This is a genomic window from Leisingera sp. ANG-M6 (assembly GCF_000813905.1).
Lineage (GTDB): Bacteria > Pseudomonadota > Alphaproteobacteria > Rhodobacterales > Rhodobacteraceae > Leisingera.
The window spans coordinates 320,619-334,009 of the sequence record NZ_JWLG01000017.1 but is presented as its reverse complement, the minus strand read 5'-3'; the positions used below and the strand labels follow the sequence as shown (position 1 = coordinate 334,009).

16 protein-coding genes and 1 tRNA gene are annotated in these 13,391 nt (G+C 60.8%); 4 read left to right on the top strand and 13 right to left on the bottom strand.

From position 1 onward, the window contains the following. Positions 1–9 precede the first annotated feature (9 nt). The 3 genes from RA24_RS16665 to RA24_RS16655 all read right to left on the bottom strand — a co-directional run bounded on the left by RA24_RS16665 (position 10) and on the right by RA24_RS16655 (position 1,882). On the bottom strand, positions 10–840 hold the full coding sequence (locus tag RA24_RS16665) for a lysophospholipid acyltransferase family protein (RefSeq protein ID WP_039145997.1): 831 nt from the start codon (positions 838–840) through the stop codon (positions 10–12). Next, positions 837–1,592 carry a GNAT family N-acetyltransferase gene (locus RA24_RS16660; protein ID WP_039193012.1) on the bottom strand — a complete coding sequence of 252 codons (756 nt, stop codon included), beginning with the start codon at positions 1,590–1,592 and terminating at the stop codon, positions 837–839. Before RA24_RS16660 ends, RA24_RS16665 begins: the two co-directional genes overlap by 4 nt. A gap of 107 nt (positions 1,593–1,699) precedes the next feature. Further along, positions 1,700–1,882, bottom strand: coding sequence for a DUF3553 domain-containing protein (locus tag RA24_RS16655; RefSeq protein WP_039145992.1), 183 nt, complete (start codon positions 1,880–1,882; stop codon positions 1,700–1,702). A gap of 34 nt (positions 1,883–1,916) precedes the next feature. Between RA24_RS16655 and RA24_RS16650 the strand changes: the two genes are divergently transcribed. After that, positions 1,917–2,513 carry a histidine phosphotransferase family protein gene (locus RA24_RS16650; protein WP_019297802.1) on the top strand — a complete coding sequence of 199 codons (597 nt, stop codon included), beginning with the start codon at positions 1,917–1,919 and terminating at the stop codon, positions 2,511–2,513. Positions 2,514–2,574: 61 nt separating this feature from the next. On the opposite strand, the gene RA24_RS16645 is transcribed toward RA24_RS16650, so the two are convergent. The 7 genes from RA24_RS16645 to RA24_RS16615 form a co-directional block, all read right to left on the bottom strand. Then, entirely contained in the window at positions 2,575–3,840 is a 1,266-nt protein-coding gene (locus tag RA24_RS16645) for a glutamate-5-semialdehyde dehydrogenase (protein WP_039193011.1), read from the bottom strand. Between the two features lie 75 nt (positions 3,841–3,915). Then, positions 3,916–5,022: a glutamate 5-kinase gene (gene proB / locus RA24_RS16640; protein ID WP_019297804.1), complete on the bottom strand. Its 1,107-nt coding sequence runs from the start codon at positions 5,020–5,022 to the stop codon at positions 3,916–3,918. Next, on the bottom strand, positions 5,010–6,044 hold the full coding sequence (gene obgE / locus RA24_RS16635; protein WP_039193009.1) for a GTPase ObgE: 1,035 nt from the start codon (positions 6,042–6,044) through the stop codon (positions 5,010–5,012). Before obgE ends, proB begins: the two co-directional genes overlap by 13 nt. 118 nt (positions 6,045–6,162) lie before the next feature. Next, the gene (locus RA24_RS16630) at positions 6,163–6,699 is read right to left on the bottom strand and encodes a GNAT family N-acetyltransferase (RefSeq protein ID WP_019297806.1); all 537 of its coding nucleotides are present in this window, start codon (positions 6,697–6,699) and stop codon (positions 6,163–6,165) included. Between the two features lie 249 nt (positions 6,700–6,948). Beyond that, complete coding sequence (rpmA, locus tag RA24_RS16625; protein WP_019297807.1) at positions 6,949–7,218, bottom strand: 50S ribosomal protein L27; 270 nt, start codon at positions 7,216–7,218, stop codon at positions 6,949–6,951. Positions 7,219–7,229: 11 nt separating this feature from the next. Continuing rightward, positions 7,230–7,793, bottom strand: coding sequence for a 50S ribosomal protein L21 (rplU, locus tag RA24_RS16620; RefSeq protein ID WP_039145986.1), 564 nt, complete (start codon positions 7,791–7,793; stop codon positions 7,230–7,232). 201 nt (positions 7,794–7,994) lie between these two features. After that, complete coding sequence (locus RA24_RS16615; protein ID WP_039193006.1) at positions 7,995–8,846, bottom strand: DUF2059 domain-containing protein; 852 nt, start codon at positions 8,844–8,846, stop codon at positions 7,995–7,997. Between the two features lie 123 nt (positions 8,847–8,969). Here RA24_RS16615 and RA24_RS16610 point away from each other — a divergent pair. Continuing rightward, positions 8,970–9,059 (top strand) — tRNA-Ser (locus RA24_RS16610). 182 nt (positions 9,060–9,241) lie between these two features. Here RA24_RS16610 and RA24_RS16605 read toward each other — a convergent pair. Genes RA24_RS16605 through RA24_RS16595 form a run of 3 tightly spaced genes read right to left on the bottom strand, consistent with a single transcriptional unit; the run spans position 9,242 to position 11,562 of the window. After that, a complete protein-coding gene (locus RA24_RS16605; protein ID WP_019297811.1) occupies positions 9,242–10,303 on the bottom strand; it encodes a methyltetrahydrofolate cobalamin methyltransferase in 1,062 nt (353 codons plus the stop codon). 9 nt (positions 10,304–10,312) lie between these two features. Further along, positions 10,313–11,239 (bottom strand): methylenetetrahydrofolate reductase, encoded by a 927-nt coding sequence (locus RA24_RS16600; RefSeq protein WP_019297812.1) that lies wholly within the window; start codon positions 11,237–11,239, stop codon positions 10,313–10,315. A gap of 26 nt (positions 11,240–11,265) precedes the next feature. Continuing rightward, positions 11,266–11,562 carry a virulence factor gene (locus RA24_RS16595; protein WP_019297813.1) on the bottom strand — a complete coding sequence of 99 codons (297 nt, stop codon included), beginning with the start codon at positions 11,560–11,562 and terminating at the stop codon, positions 11,266–11,268. Positions 11,563–11,847: 285 nt separating this feature from the next. Between RA24_RS16595 and RA24_RS16590 the strand changes: the two genes are divergently transcribed. Continuing rightward, positions 11,848–12,960: a Ppx/GppA phosphatase family protein gene (locus RA24_RS16590; protein ID WP_019297814.1), complete on the top strand. Its 1,113-nt coding sequence runs from the start codon at positions 11,848–11,850 to the stop codon at positions 12,958–12,960. Positions 12,961–12,990: 30 nt separating this feature from the next. Beyond that, positions 12,991–13,371 carry a hypothetical protein gene (locus tag RA24_RS22345; protein WP_152612861.1) on the top strand — a complete coding sequence of 127 codons (381 nt, stop codon included), beginning with the start codon at positions 12,991–12,993 and terminating at the stop codon, positions 13,369–13,371. The last annotated feature ends 20 nt before the right edge of the window (positions 13,372–13,391 follow it).

Sequence of the window (13,391 nt, the reverse complement as noted above, 5' to 3'; positions counted from 1 at the left end):
CCCCGGATTTCAGGCTTTCAAGGCGTCCTGATGGCCTTTGCGCACCATTTCCTCAGCCCGGGCCGCCAGCGCCTTGCGGTCCGGAAAGTCCGCTACTTTCAGAGGTGGGTGATAGATCAGCTCAACCGTGCCCTGGCGCGCGGCGGCCAGAACTTTAAGAAGGTGCGGCCCGAAGTCCATGTCGCCCCACCAGCCATAAAAGCGGGCGGGGGCGCCTTTGGGGGCGTGATACACCACCGAAACCGGCTGAACGTACAGGCCGTTGCGGAGCTGATCGGTGAAAAACGCGGCAAAAAGTGTTGTTTTGAAACGCAGAACGCGCAACCCGTCAGTCGACGTGCCTTCCGGGAAGAACAGCAGCTTATGCCCGGCCTGCAGCCGATGCTCGAACAGTTCCGCCTGCTCTCTGGCTTTCTTGGGGTTCCGTTCGATAAATACGGTGCCGGTGGCCCGCGCCAGCCAGCCGATGCCGGGCCATCCGGCAACCTCGGCCTTGGACACGAAATAAATCCGCTTGCGCGCGTTCAGGGCAAAAATGTCCAGCCAGGAGGAGTGGTTGGCAACAACCGGCCCGCGCTGCCGCATCAGCGTGCCGCGGGTCTGATAGCGGATCCCCATAATCCGGAACGCATTGCGGCAAACAAACTGGGTTATAAACGGCGTGACCGGCCGCTGGAGCCCGAACAGCGGCCGCTCTGCCAGCCGAAGAAGCAGCAGTACCAGCAGCCCTCCGAAGACCAGCAGTGCCAGCGGCAGGCCGCGCAGCGCCACCAGCATCCAGCCGGAAGGGCCGATACGGATGGGGTCGGGGGTGTCCTCACTGTGCCAACTGATGCTCATCCGCGGCCTCCGGCATAGATCCGGCACTGCCGCTCGTTCATCCTTGCCGTGTCAAGCACCAGGCAAACGTCAGTTGTGTTGAATGCCCTATCAATGTAGGCGCCTTCTCCGACAAAACCTCCGAGCCGCAGATAGGCTTTTATCAGCGCTGGAGTTTCGACCATGGCGCGCTTGCGATCGAGATCACCAACACCAACTAAGTCCATGCTTTGAAATGCTTTTGACCGCACGCGCAGATCCGGAGGTGCCAGATGGTTGTGATGCAGCATGGCCAACGGATTGGCCAGGGCCTGCGGATCCGTTCCATGAAAACTGGCAACACCGAACAACACCTCTATACCGTGCTGTTCGACGTAATCCGCCAAGCCGGACCAAAGGTGAAACATCGCCATACCGCCACGGTAGTCCGGGTGCAGGCAGGAACGACCCAGTTCCAGCAGCCGGCGGCCCGAGGCCTTCAATAAGGTCAGGTCATATTCATCCTCAGAATAAAACTGCCCCGCCCTTGCCGCCTGGTCATCTCGCAGCAGCCGGTAAACCCCAACTACCGCGCCCTTGGCCACATCCGTCACCAGCATGTGGTCGAAGTAAGGATCAAAACGATCCCGTTCCAGCCCGGCCTCATGATCGACCATCTCACCGCCACCGCCCAGTTCGCGCACGAACACGTCATAGCGTAGCGCCTGCGCAGCCCGCAGTTCTTCCTCTGTTTCCGCGATTTTCACGGAAAATTCCGGGATGGTGTCTGCCATTCGGTCACCTTCGTGTCGTTCAGGCTTGAGCGCTTTCCATCATTAAGGCAAAGAGCCCGAAGAAAATGGGATGAATTTGAGGGATTACGTTAACCCTTCATAAACCGTTATGGATCAAAGACGGGAATAAGGGAGACACGCGCTCCGTCAATCACAAGCTTGCCCTGATCGGGAAAGTTCACCGTGATCTTGCCGCCTGCGTTCGACTGCACTTGGCCGACACCCCATTCAGGGTGGTCCGGGTGCCGGACAAACATGCCGGGGGCTAAAATAGCGTTGAGGTCATTCATAGGGGGATGGCCCAGTTCGGAGGAAGTAATAGTTATGGGTGTAGATAACGCCAATCTGGCCGCATTGGTAGGGTCGCGGATCTGTCATGATTTGATCAGCCCGGTCGGCGCCATCAACAACGGTCTGGAACTGCTGGGCATGGCCGGCAGCATGTCGGGGCCGGAGCTGGAATTGATTTCCGATAGCGTCGCCAATGCCAATGCGCGCATCCGCTTCTTCCGCATCGCTTTTGGAGCCGCCGGCGACCAGCAAACACCACGGGCCGAAGTCGTTTCCGTGCTCGAGGACGTCAGCAAAGGCGGGCGCATCAAATACCAATGGGCACCGCTGGAGGGCTGCACCCGCAGCGAGGCACGGCTGGCGTTCTTGTCGGCGCTGTGCCTGGAAAGCGCTCTGCCCTATGGCGGCACGGTCAAGATATTCTGTGCCGACGGCAAATGGACGGTGGTGGGCGAAGGCCGCAAAGTCACGGTTGATGATGAGCTGTGGGCCCGCGTGAGCGGCGGCAGCTCAAACGCCGAGATTACCCCGGCATTGGTTCAGTTCGCCTTGCTGCCGGAGGCCGCCAAGGAAGCAGGCCGCACGGTGCGGCTGGAATTGAACCTGGAAAATATCACAATGCAGTTCTGAACACTGCATTGTGACCAAAGAAACGCCGGGCAATCCGCCCGGCGTTTTGCATTTCTGAGGGTCAGGCGCGTGTCGTTCCGTTGCCCCGTACCAGGTATTTGAAGCTGGTGAGCTGAGTTGCGCCGACGGGTCCGCGGGCATGCATCTTTCCGGTGGCAATGCCAATCTCTGCCCCCATCCCGAACTCGCCACCGTCGGCAAATTGGGTTGAGGCGTTGTGCATCAGAATTGCGCTGTCGAGTTCAGCAAAGAACGTCTGAACCGCCTCTTCATCCTCTGTAATGATGCAATCGGTGTGCTGCGAGTGATGCGTGCGGATGTGCTGGATCGCTTCATCTATGCCCGCCACCTGCTTTGCAGCAATGATAGAATCCAGGTATTCCTTACCCCAGTCATCGGCCGTAGCGGAGATCATGCCGTCCGGTCCGGGCAGCCCTGCCTCGGCGCGGATTTCAACGCCGGCAGAGGCCAGCGCGTCCAGAACCATCTTGCCCAGCGTCGGCGCAATGTCCTGATGAATCAGCAGGCACTCGGCAGCACCGCAGATACCGGTGCGGCGGGTCTTGGCGTTCAAGACCACATCCAGTGCTTTCTGCGGATCGGCAGCCTTGTCGAGGTAGATGTGCACGATGCCCTCAAGATGGGCAAAAACCGGCACCCGCGCCTCGCGCTGGACAAGCCCGACCAGCCCCTTGCCGCCGCGCGGCACGATGACGTCCACATAGTCCGTCATAGTCAGCAGTTCCTGCACCGCAGCGCGGTCGCGGGTCGGGACCAGTTGCACGGCGTCTTCAGGCAGACCTGCCAACTTCAGCCCCTCTGCCAGGCAGGCATGGATGGCTTGCGACGAATGGAAGCTTTCAGAGCCGCCGCGCAGGATCACCGCGTTGCCCGATTTCAGGCAGAGCGCGCCGGCATCAGCTGTCACATTAGGGCGGCTTTCATAGATCACACCAATCACACCCAGCGGGGTGCGAACGCGTTGGATTTTCAAGCCGGTGGGCTGTTCCCACTCTTCCATCACCTCGCCAACCGGATCGCGCTGCTCCGCCACAGCGCGCAGGCCATCGACGATGCCCTGAATGCGTGTCTCGTCCAGCATCAGCCGGTCCATCATCGCGTCCGACAGGCCCTTGTTTCGGCCAAACTCAAGATCCTTGGCGTTGGCCGCGATGATCTCTGCCCGGCGGCTCCAGACCGCTTCTGCTGCACCAATCAGCGCTGCATGTTTGCGTTCAGCGTTGGCCGTCGCCAGGACTTGCGCCGCTTGCTTTGCACGTTTGCCAAGCTCCGCCATTACGGCGGGAATATTTTCATTGTCTTTCATATGTCTCGTGCCCTTGCCGGTCCCTGTCTGGCACTGGGTGCCGTCCCGGCTGGAATAAACTATCAGGTGGTACCGTCAAAGCGCCATATCATCGCGGTGGATCAGCGCGGCGCGGCCGGGATAGCCCAGCGTCGACTCGATCTCCTGTGACTGGCGTCCCTGGATGGCACGGGCCTCTTCGGCGGTATAGCGCGACAGCCCTTGCCCCAGTTTGCGCCCGTCTGGGCCAAGGATGGCCAGCGGATCGCCGCGGCCAAAGTCACCCTCCACATGACGGACGCCTGCGGGCAGCAGGCTTTTGCCGGACATCAGCGCGCGGGCGGCGCCTTCGTCGATGGTCAGAACACCGCGGGTCTTCATCGCCGCGATCCAGCGCTTGCGCGCGGCCTGCGGATCACCCTGCCCGGTGAACCAGGTGCAAGGCGTGCCTTCCTCCAGCGTTTTCAGAGGGTTCAACGGCGAACCTTCAGTGATCGCCATAGCACAGCCAGCGGCGGTTGCCATCTTGGCAGCCAGCAGCTTGGTGATCATCCCGCCCTTCGACAGGCCGGAGACGCCATCGCCCGCCATCGCCTCGATCTCAGGTGTGATCTCATCAATGCGGTCGTAGCGCTTGGCATCCGGGTCCAGCGCCGGGTTGGCACTGTAAAAACCATCCACATCGGACAGCAGGATCAGAGCGTCAGCCCCGACCGTCACTGCAACCTGCGCCGCCAAACGGTCGTTGTCGCCATAGCGGATCTCATCCGTGGCGATGGTGTCGTTTTCGTTGACGATGGGCACCGCACCCATTCCGAGCAGCGTTTCCAATGTCGCGCGGGAGTTGAGGTAACGGCGGCGGTTTTCGCTGTCTTCCAGCGTCACCAGCACTTGCGCGGTGGTGATCCGGTGCGGCGCCAATGCCTCTTCATAGGCGCGGGCCAGCCGGATCTGGCCAACCGCAGCGGCAGCCTGGGACTGCTCCAGAGGCAGGTCGGCGCGCGGCAGACCCAGCACACCACGCCCCAGGGCGATAGACCCGGAAGACACCAGCACCACGTCTGTGCCGCGGGACTTCAGCCAGGCGACGTCATTGGCCAGCGAATGCAGCCAGCCGGCGCGCAGCTCGCCGGTTTCCCGGTCCACCAGCAGCGCCGAGCCGATCTTGACGACAATGCGTTTTGCCGACGTCAGGGCTGCCAAGTTTCTTCCTCCTCGGCGGGTTTCATCCGCAAGCGGTCATCGTCAATCTCGTTGCGCAGCGCGCGCAAGACCTCGTTCACGCCCTGACGGCTAACGCCGGACATCAGATAAACCGGACCGCCAACGGCTGCTTCCAGGGCCTTGCGTTTCTCGTCCAGCTCCTCCGGATCGATGGCGTCGACCTTGTTGAGTGCCGTGATCCGGGTCTTGGTGGCCAGCACGCCGCCATAGGCCTCCAGCTCGCCGATGATGGTCTCGTAATCCTCAACCACAGTTTCGGAGGTGCCGTCGATCAGGTGCAGCAGCACCGCACAGCGCTCCACATGGCCAAGGAACCGATCGCCGATCCCCTTGCCCTCATGCGCGCCTTCAATGAGGCCCGGAATGTCTGCAACCACAAACTCGGTGTTGTCGATGCCGACCACGCCCAGGTTCGGGTGCAGCGTGGTGAACGGGTAATCCGCGATCTTGGGGCGGGCGTTGGAGGTGGCCGACAGGAAAGTCGACTTGCCCGCGTTCGGAAGGCCCAGAAGGCCCGCATCAGCGATCAGCTTGAGCCTCAGCCAGATGGTGCGCTCGACGCCCTCCTGCCCTGGATTGGCGCGCCGCGGCGCCTGGTTGGTGGCAGATTTGAAATGCAGGTTGCCGAAACCGCCATTGCCGCCCTTGGCCAGCAGCACACGCTCACCCGGAACTGTCAGGTCCGCCAGAACAGTTTCCTGATCCTCGTCCAGGATCTCCGTCCCCACGGGAACACGCAGAATAATATCGTCGCCGTCCTTGCCGGTACGCTGGCGGCCCATGCCGGACTGACCGTTTTTGGCGAAGAAGTGCTGCTGATAGCGGAAGTCGATCAGAGTGTTCAGCCCCTCGGTGACCTCTGCCCAGACAGAGCCACCCTTGCCGCCGTCGCCCCCGTCCGGACCGCCGTATTCGATGTATTTCTCGCGGCGGAAGCTGACGCAGCCGTTCCCGCCGGCGCCCGAGCGGATGTAGACCTTTGCCAGATCGAGGAATTTCATGTCAGCTCCTTAATACGGCAGGCCCCTGCCCGTCCGCGCAGTATAAGTGTCCCGCCAAGGCCCGGAGCCATGGCGGGACTGTTTCGATTGCCTTACCGCAAAGCGCGTGCCGCGCCAATCACAGTTTTCGGCTGTAGGTCCAGGTCGGGACAGAGGCGTCGCGCGCCACCGAATAGCTTTCGGCGTCGCCCAAATAGTCAAAGCCGCAATGGATCAGCACCCGGGCCGAGGCCGGGTTATCCTGAAACACAGAGGCAAACATCGCGTCGTTCTTCTGCGGATTGGCATCGACCAGCGCCTTGAGCGCAGCAGAGGCCAGCCCGGTATTCCAGAACGGCGGCGCAGTCCAATAGGAGACCTCGGACTGATTGCGGTCCATCCGCTTGAGCCCGATCACGCCCTTCAGCTCGGAGTCACCCTCGATGGTGCCGTCGATCACCCAGACGTCCTCATCCCGCTCTTCAGCCATGGCTCGGGTAACAAAGGCCTCAGCCGCGCCGGGCGGCAGCGGATGCGGCACCGAGCGGGTCATGCGGGCGACGCGTTCGTCGCTGACATAATGCTCAATCAGCCCGGCGTCTGACTTGCGCAGCGGGCGCAGAATAAATCGGTCTGTCTCAATCGCCTGCTGGTTCACGATTTGCTCCAGGTTCATGGAACTGCTCCTCCTCAGCCCTTGTTCTTGCAGCTGCAAGTTTGAAATGTGCCTGCACAGCTGCCACGGCAATAGATACCGCGTTCAAATTGTGCAAAATTTCCCGTTGGCCGGTTGTGAGCAATCCTTGCTCGTGTCCGAACGTCGGTATTTCCGGGCAAACTCATCACATTCTCACAGACAAAAACAGCAAAGGGGACCGGCTGTGTAGCCGATCCCCCTAAAGATTTCTTTACCCTTCGGGTCGGCTTACTCAGCGGCCTCCGCCACTGGGAGAACCGATACAAAGGTGCGGCCTTTCAGGCCCTTGCGGAAGCTCACAGCACCGTCAGCAGTTGCAAAGAGAGTGTGGTCTTTGCCCATGCCCACGCCTTCGCCGGCCCAGAATTTGGTGCCGCGCTGACGCACGATGATGTTGCCTGCGATGGCAGCCTGGCCACCGTAGAGTTTCACGCCAAGGCGGCGACCAGCAGAGTCGCGGCCGTTACGGGAGGAACCGCCAGCTTTTTTATGTGCCATTCTCTCTCTCCTTAGCCTTTAGCCAGTTCTTTGGCCTGCTCAACCCACTCGGGCTTCACTTTGATCGCCTCGATACCAGCAATGTCGTCTTCGGACAAGGCTGCGATCTGAGCGAAAGTGGTCAGGCCTGCTTCTGCCAGTTTCTTGGCAGCTGCGGGACCAACACCGGTCAGGGCGGTCAGGTCGTCCGAACCTGCGGCAGCTTCAGCGGCCGGAGCAGCTTTGGCTTTGGCAGCAGCTTTCGGTGCGGCTTTGGTTGCGCCCGATGCCAGGATCTCGGTGATCCGGACGAGGGTCAGCTTCTGACGGTGGCCTTTGGTGCGCTTGGAGGAGTGCTTCCGGCGGCGCTTGACGAAGTGGATCAGCTTCTCGCCTTTGATCTGCTCGATCACTTCCGCTTTGACGGCAGCGCCGTCAACCAGCGGAGCACCGACAACCGGAGCGTCGCCGCCCAGCATCAGAACTTCGTCGAATTGGATGGTGTCGCCGGCATCTGCAGCAAGTTTCTCAACGCGGAGCACGTCGCCCGCCTGAACCTTGTACTGCTTGCCGCCAGTCTTGAGGACCGCAAACATGTGCGTCTTTCCTTTTCTAACCGCGTCCTACGGCCCCCTTACGGGCGTTTCGGCATATGCCGCCTCGAACAGCGCGCCCTTGAATGGGCGTATGACAAATAAACCCCGGCGCACGGATTCCGGGCCGGGATGCGGGCTTATGGTTCGGATCGGCATGTATGTCAACCGTTTTCCACAGGCTTTTCAGGCGCTCTGCGGAAATCAGATGTCCTGTCCCGGTGTCAGCTCCGCCATGCGGTGGGCAAGTTCCTCGAACCGGTTGGCAGTGATCTCGTACTGGACCGCATTCAGCAGTTCGTAGACCCGCTGCATTGGCTCCTCCTCCAGCGCCTCGACATAGGCCTGCACTTCTGCATCCGAGAACTCCTGATAGGTATAGGCAGAGGCCGCCAGGCTGGAGGCCTGCAGGCTGAGGCGCAAGTCGCCCTCCTGCTCCTTCATCAGCGCGCGCAGTTCGTCGGCGTCGAGATCCAGGTCGATCACGCCAGCCGCGGACGCTGCCATCAGGAAGCGGAACTGGATCTGCTGCAGCGCCTTTACACCATTGCCAGCAGCGTCAATTGCACTGCCCATACGCTGGTACATCGCCACCCGCTTGCTGCCTGCCTTGACCAAATCAGAGATGATGCGGTTGCCAGCCAATTGCTTCACCTCGTCATCCTCGATCAGATGCGAGGAATTCTCCGCCCGCACCAGCCGTTTCCCCAGATCACTGGCATAAAACTCGGAGGCGTGATCCAGAGCCTCATCGTCCAGAGTGTTTTCCAGGATATCCAAGGCCAAGCCGCGCATCTCTGCGGTATCAAAGACTTCTTCCGACATTTCGGTCCACTGGCTGCCGAAGGCGCCGGCATCAACGCCCAGCATGTCCGGAGCGCTGGAGGCAGACAGCGCGATGCTGTCAAGCGCCACGTCAAAGCCGGTGACCTCCAGAAACGCCTCCACCCGGGCACGGTCCGCAGCAGCAGCGGGCTGGGTGACAGCCCAGCAGCCAAGCCACATCGCGGCCAGAAAACGCATCAGGAAAGCGGGGAGCGGAAGGATCATCTGCATAGTGCAAATCTAAGCAAAAACCTTTGGCTGGCAACGGAAATCCGGCTTTTTTTGCCAAAGGCGCAAATCGCCCCTTGCGCCGGTCCGGAATCAACCTTAAACGCTGCCCCACCAGACCCCCGCGGAGAGGTGCCGGAGTGGTCGAACGGGGCGGTCTCGAAAACCGTTGTGGGTGCAAGCCCACCCAGGGTTCGAATCCCTGTCTCTCCGCCATTTCCCTTCAGACCGCTTCCAAATCAGACCGAGAACATGCGGTATGATGCGTCTAACCCTCCTGTTTCCGGCAAACCCAAGCACCATCAAGCCGCTTGTGCAGCTTCATTCACCTTACAACCGCGAAAACAAAAAAGACCGGGCATTTCTGCCCGGCCTTCGTGTTTAATTGCCAGTTCGGATCAGGCGCGGCGGCGGCGTCCGCCGGCGCGGCCGCCACGGCCACGGCCTTCTTCGCCCTCAGCAGCAGGCGCCTTGTTGAATTTGATCCACTCACCGCCATGCGGGTCGTTATTGGTCAGGAAGTTGGCAGCGCGGATGGCCTCCATTTCCTTACCGGCGCGCGGCTTGGTGGAGCCCAGGCCGAACATGGTGACAAACGCCTCGTCGTCCATGGCTTCCGGCAGGATGATGCCAGCAGCTTCGACAGCGGCTTTCTTCTCGGCAATAGCCTTCTGTGTCACTGGCAGCGCCACCGGGTTCATGATCGCAGAGGTCATGCCGGCACCCATTGCCATCGGCAGGAAAGCGTTGTTGATCCCGTGACGGTTCGGCAGGCCGAAGGAGATGTTGGACGCACCGCAAGTGGTGTTCACACCCAGTTCTTCGCGCAGACGGCGGACCAGGGCAAACACCTGCAGACCTGCAGTCGCCATGGCGCCAACCGGCATCACCAACGGGTCAACCACGATGTCATGCGCCGGGATACCGAAATCAGCAGCACGCTCGACGATTTTCTTAGCGACAGCAAAACGCACATCGGGATCTTCCGAGATGCCGGTGTCGTCGTTGGAGATCGCCACAACCGGCACGTTGTACTTCTTGACCAGCGGCAGGATCTGCTCCAGACGCTCTTCTTCGCCTGTGACCGAGTTCAGCAGCGGACGGCCTTCGCAGATTTCCAGACCGGCCTCGAGCGCGCCGGGAACCGAGGAGTCGATGCACAGCGGCACGTCGACCAGCCCTTGAACCAGTTCAACGATCTTCCGCATCAGCGGCGGCTCGGTTTCGTTCGGGTTCGGGTTGGAGTTGTAAACCACGCCCGCGTTGATATCGAGAACGGTGGCACCGGCCAGAACCTGAGCCACGGCGTCTTTTTCGACGGTGGAGAAATCGCCGGCTTCCAGCTCGGCCGCCAGTTTCTTGCGGCCGGTCGGGTTGATGCGCTCACCAATCACACAGAACGGCTCATCAAAGCCCAGGACCGCGGTTTTTGTTTTTGATTCTACGACTGTACGGGTCATTGTGGATCCTTAGGAGTTAACCGGCTTGGCGGAATCGCCGCCGTTGTTGATGGCCCAGGTGGCATTGGTCTTGATGCCGCCCAGCGGGAAGAAGTGAACCTTCTCGATTGCAAAGTCGGGGTTGGCCGCCTTGTGCGCCGCCAGATCCGCCAGAACCTCACCCGGCTCGTGCGGCAGCAGCAGCTTGGAAACGTCCTTGGCACGCTTCTGCAGAACTTTCAGCGACGGGCCGACACCGCAGGCAATTGCGAATTTGATCATGGTCTGCAGCTTGGCCGGGCCAGCGATACCGATGTGGACCGGCAGGTTCATGCCGCGCTCGTTCAGCTCGTTCACCCAGTCGATCACCGGTTGCGCCTCGAAGCAGAACTGGGTCGCCAGCGCCATCTGTGCATCGGTGCGCTTGGAGAATTCCTGTTTCCAGTCCAGCGCCGCATAGGTGTTGGCGCGGCCGCCGTTGGGGTCGATATCCAGGTTGGGTTCCGGGTGGCCAGCAACGTGCAGGTTGGTGAAACCCGCCTGGTCAAACAGGCCGGTTTCCAAAAGCTGCATCGAGCTGTCGAATTCGCCGTGCGGCTTGGCAACGCCGCCTGCCAGGATCAGGCCTTGCTTGACGCCGGCTTCGCCCTGATAGCGGTTGATCCAGTCACCCAGGGTTGCTTTGTCCTTGATGATCCGCGCCGGGAAGTGCGGCATCACATCGTAGCCTTCGCCAGCAATGCGCTTGGCGGTCTCGACCATATCCTCGATCGGGGTGCCTTCGATGTGCGCGATGTAGACACGGGTGCCGGCGGGCAGCAGGTCGCGGAAGTCTTCCACCTTGGCAGCGGTACGGGGCATCACCTCGATGGAATACCCTTTCAGGAAGGCCTCCATCTCAGGGGTAGCGGATTGGCCTGCGCCAGAGTCGCGTTTTTTAAAGTTCAGCAAAGCCATCACGGCCTCCCAAAGTGGTCTGCGGGTCATGCCCATCCGTCATTCGCGATCAGCGCCTTCAAGCGGTCCTGATCATACTCAGTCTCCAAGCGCTTGGCCTCGGCTTCGGCAACCTCAGCGGCCTCGCCCTCAGCAGAGAAAGGAGCAGCCTTGCGCCATTCAGCCAGATAAGCGTCCGCGTCTTTCGCGTTCACCTTCATGGCTGCGCGGTCAATTGCCTGCTCGAACCGTTCTTCGAGCTGACGCTTGGCGCCGCGGCGGCCTTTGCCAACGATGACCTGCGCGGGGATATCGCGCCAGTATACGATCGTAACGTCGGGCATGCCTTGCTTTCCTCCTAGCCTGGATAGACCACTATCTAGTGCGGTGGCGCGCCGCAGGTTGGTCGATTTTCGACAACACGATGGGATTGAGCGACGTTTTGCTGCCGCGACACTAGCTTTGTGCACCTGTGAATGCCACAGCCTGGAACCGCCAAAATATTCATGTGGATTATGAGATTTCCGGGAAGCGGCGGAAATTGCTTCACTTCTGGCAGCACGGCGCTTGCGCCGCCGCATTTGCGCACCTATTGTCATTCTTAACACGATAATCGGAGGGCGTGAATCATGGCGCCCAGGCGCTCGAAAGGTGCGGGCGCGTTTCCCAAAGCGGTTGAGACCCCTGCACCGGCCCGTCCCGATCCTGATGCGCTCTATGCGGCGCTGGATCTGGGTACAAATAGCTGCCGCATGCTGATCGCCCAGCCCAAGGGCAGCGGTATCCATGTGGTTGACAGTTTCTCCAAGTCGGTGCAGCTCGGCGCCGGGCTGGAGCGGACCGGACGGCTGTCGCGGTCCTCGATGGCGCGTACCATCCAGGCGCTGCGGATCTGCCAGCAGAAACTCAAACGCAACAAGGTCAAACGGATGCGGCTGGTGGCGACCGAAGCCTGCCGCCGGGCCAAGAACGCACGCGATTTCATCCGCCAGGTAAAGCGGGAAACCGGCCTGACGCTGGAAATCATTCAGCCGGAGGAAGAAGCCCGTCTGGCCGTTATCTCCTGCGCGCCGCTGGTCTCCACCAAGACCGAACAGCTCTTGGTGGTTGATATCGGCGGCGGCTCGACCGAGCTGGTTTGGATCGACGTCTCCTCAGTGCCGCGGCGCGACCGCCCGGCAGCCATCATGCGGCTGCACAACGGGTTCCGCCCGGCTGAGGGCCCCTTCCCCGCCGCCAAAGTGGTGGACTGGATTTCAGTCCCGCTGGGTGTCGCCACGCTGCGCGACCAGTTCAACGATGTGGAGGACGATGCTGCGCGGTTTGCCCTCATGAGCTGGTTCTTTGAAGAAAACCTCGCCGATTTCGCCCCCTACAAAGATGAGCAGGCGCGCGCCGGCTTCCAGATCGTCGGCACCTCCGGCACGGTAACTACGGTTGCAGCCTCGCATCTGGGTCTCAAACGCTATGACCGGACAAAGGTGGACGGGCTGCGGATGACCAGCGATCAGATTGACAAGGTGATCCGGGGGTATTTGGAGCTCGGCCCTCAAGGCCGCCGCCGCGACCCCCGCATCGGCGAGGACCGGCAAGCCCTGATTATGTCCGGCTCGGCAATCCTTCAGGCGTTGCTGCGTTGCTGGCCAACCGACCGGCTGTCCGTCGCCGACCGCGGCCTGCGCGAAGGCCTGCTTTATGCGCAGATGAGCGCAGATGGTGTTCTGGAGGACGGCCCTTACTAACCGCTCAACAGAAGTTTCAGGGCGTCTTACATGTATTCGACCATCGCCATAGCTTACCGGCTAAGCACCGTCTCAGTGGCGGTTTCTGCACTGGAGGCTGCGGGTTTCCGGGTGTTTTGCCCAGGGCTCAACACAATTAATCTGCTACCGCATCACAGCCTGGCGTTTGGCGGGGTTCCTATCAGGGTTCCGTCTGAAAATGCCGCGGAGGCTTCGGAGTATCTTCACGCAATTCAGTGTGGTCATCTGACGTCATTGGCCACCGAAGACACCATAAATGAAGACCCGCCCGAGCCGGTCGTGAAGATTAGTTTTTGGGGCAAGGCTGCAATCCTTCTAGGATACCTGATATTCGGTGTATCCGCCCCATGGCAGGAACTTGCGCTATCCAAGAAAAAAGCATCGCCTTGATCCAGACGGGCCAAGAGGTT

Excerpts from the sequence above, each read along its gene's own strand:
- RA24_RS16665 (WP_039145997.1), bottom strand. The coding sequence starts at position 840 with ATGAGCATCAGTTGGCACAGTGAGGACACCCCCGACCCCATCCGTATC.
- RA24_RS16660 (WP_039193012.1), bottom strand. The coding sequence starts at position 1,592 with ATGGCAGACACCATCCCGGAATTTTCCGTGAAAATCGCGGAAACAGAG.
- RA24_RS16655 (WP_039145992.1), bottom strand. The coding sequence starts at position 1,882 with ATGAATGACCTCAACGCTATTTTAGCCCCCGGCATGTTTGTCCGGCAC.
- RA24_RS16650 (WP_019297802.1), top strand. The coding sequence starts at position 1,917 with ATGGGTGTAGATAACGCCAATCTGGCCGCATTGGTAGGGTCGCGGATC.
- RA24_RS16645 (WP_039193011.1), bottom strand. The coding sequence starts at position 3,840 with ATGAAAGACAATGAAAATATTCCCGCCGTAATGGCGGAGCTTGGCAAA.
- obgE (WP_039193009.1), bottom strand. The coding sequence starts at position 6,044 with ATGAAATTCCTCGATCTGGCAAAGGTCTACATCCGCTCGGGCGCCGGC.
- RA24_RS16630 (WP_019297806.1), bottom strand. The coding sequence starts at position 6,699 with ATGAACCTGGAGCAAATCGTGAACCAGCAGGCGATTGAGACAGACCGA.
- rpmA (WP_019297807.1), bottom strand. The coding sequence starts at position 7,218 with ATGGCACATAAAAAAGCTGGCGGTTCCTCCCGTAACGGCCGCGACTCT.
- rplU (WP_039145986.1), bottom strand. The coding sequence starts at position 7,793 with ATGTTTGCGGTCCTCAAGACTGGCGGCAAGCAGTACAAGGTTCAGGCG.
- RA24_RS16615 (WP_039193006.1), bottom strand. The coding sequence starts at position 8,846 with ATGCAGATGATCCTTCCGCTCCCCGCTTTCCTGATGCGTTTTCTGGCC.
- RA24_RS16605 (WP_019297811.1), bottom strand. The coding sequence starts at position 10,303 with ATGACCCGTACAGTCGTAGAATCAAAAACAAAAACCGCGGTCCTGGGC.
- RA24_RS16600 (WP_019297812.1), bottom strand. The coding sequence starts at position 11,239 with ATGGCTTTGCTGAACTTTAAAAAACGCGACTCTGGCGCAGGCCAATCC.
- RA24_RS16595 (WP_019297813.1), bottom strand. The coding sequence starts at position 11,562 with ATGCCCGACGTTACGATCGTATACTGGCGCGATATCCCCGCGCAGGTC.
- RA24_RS16590 (WP_019297814.1), top strand. The coding sequence starts at position 11,848 with ATGGCGCCCAGGCGCTCGAAAGGTGCGGGCGCGTTTCCCAAAGCGGTT.
- RA24_RS22345 (WP_152612861.1), top strand. The coding sequence starts at position 12,991 with ATGTATTCGACCATCGCCATAGCTTACCGGCTAAGCACCGTCTCAGTG.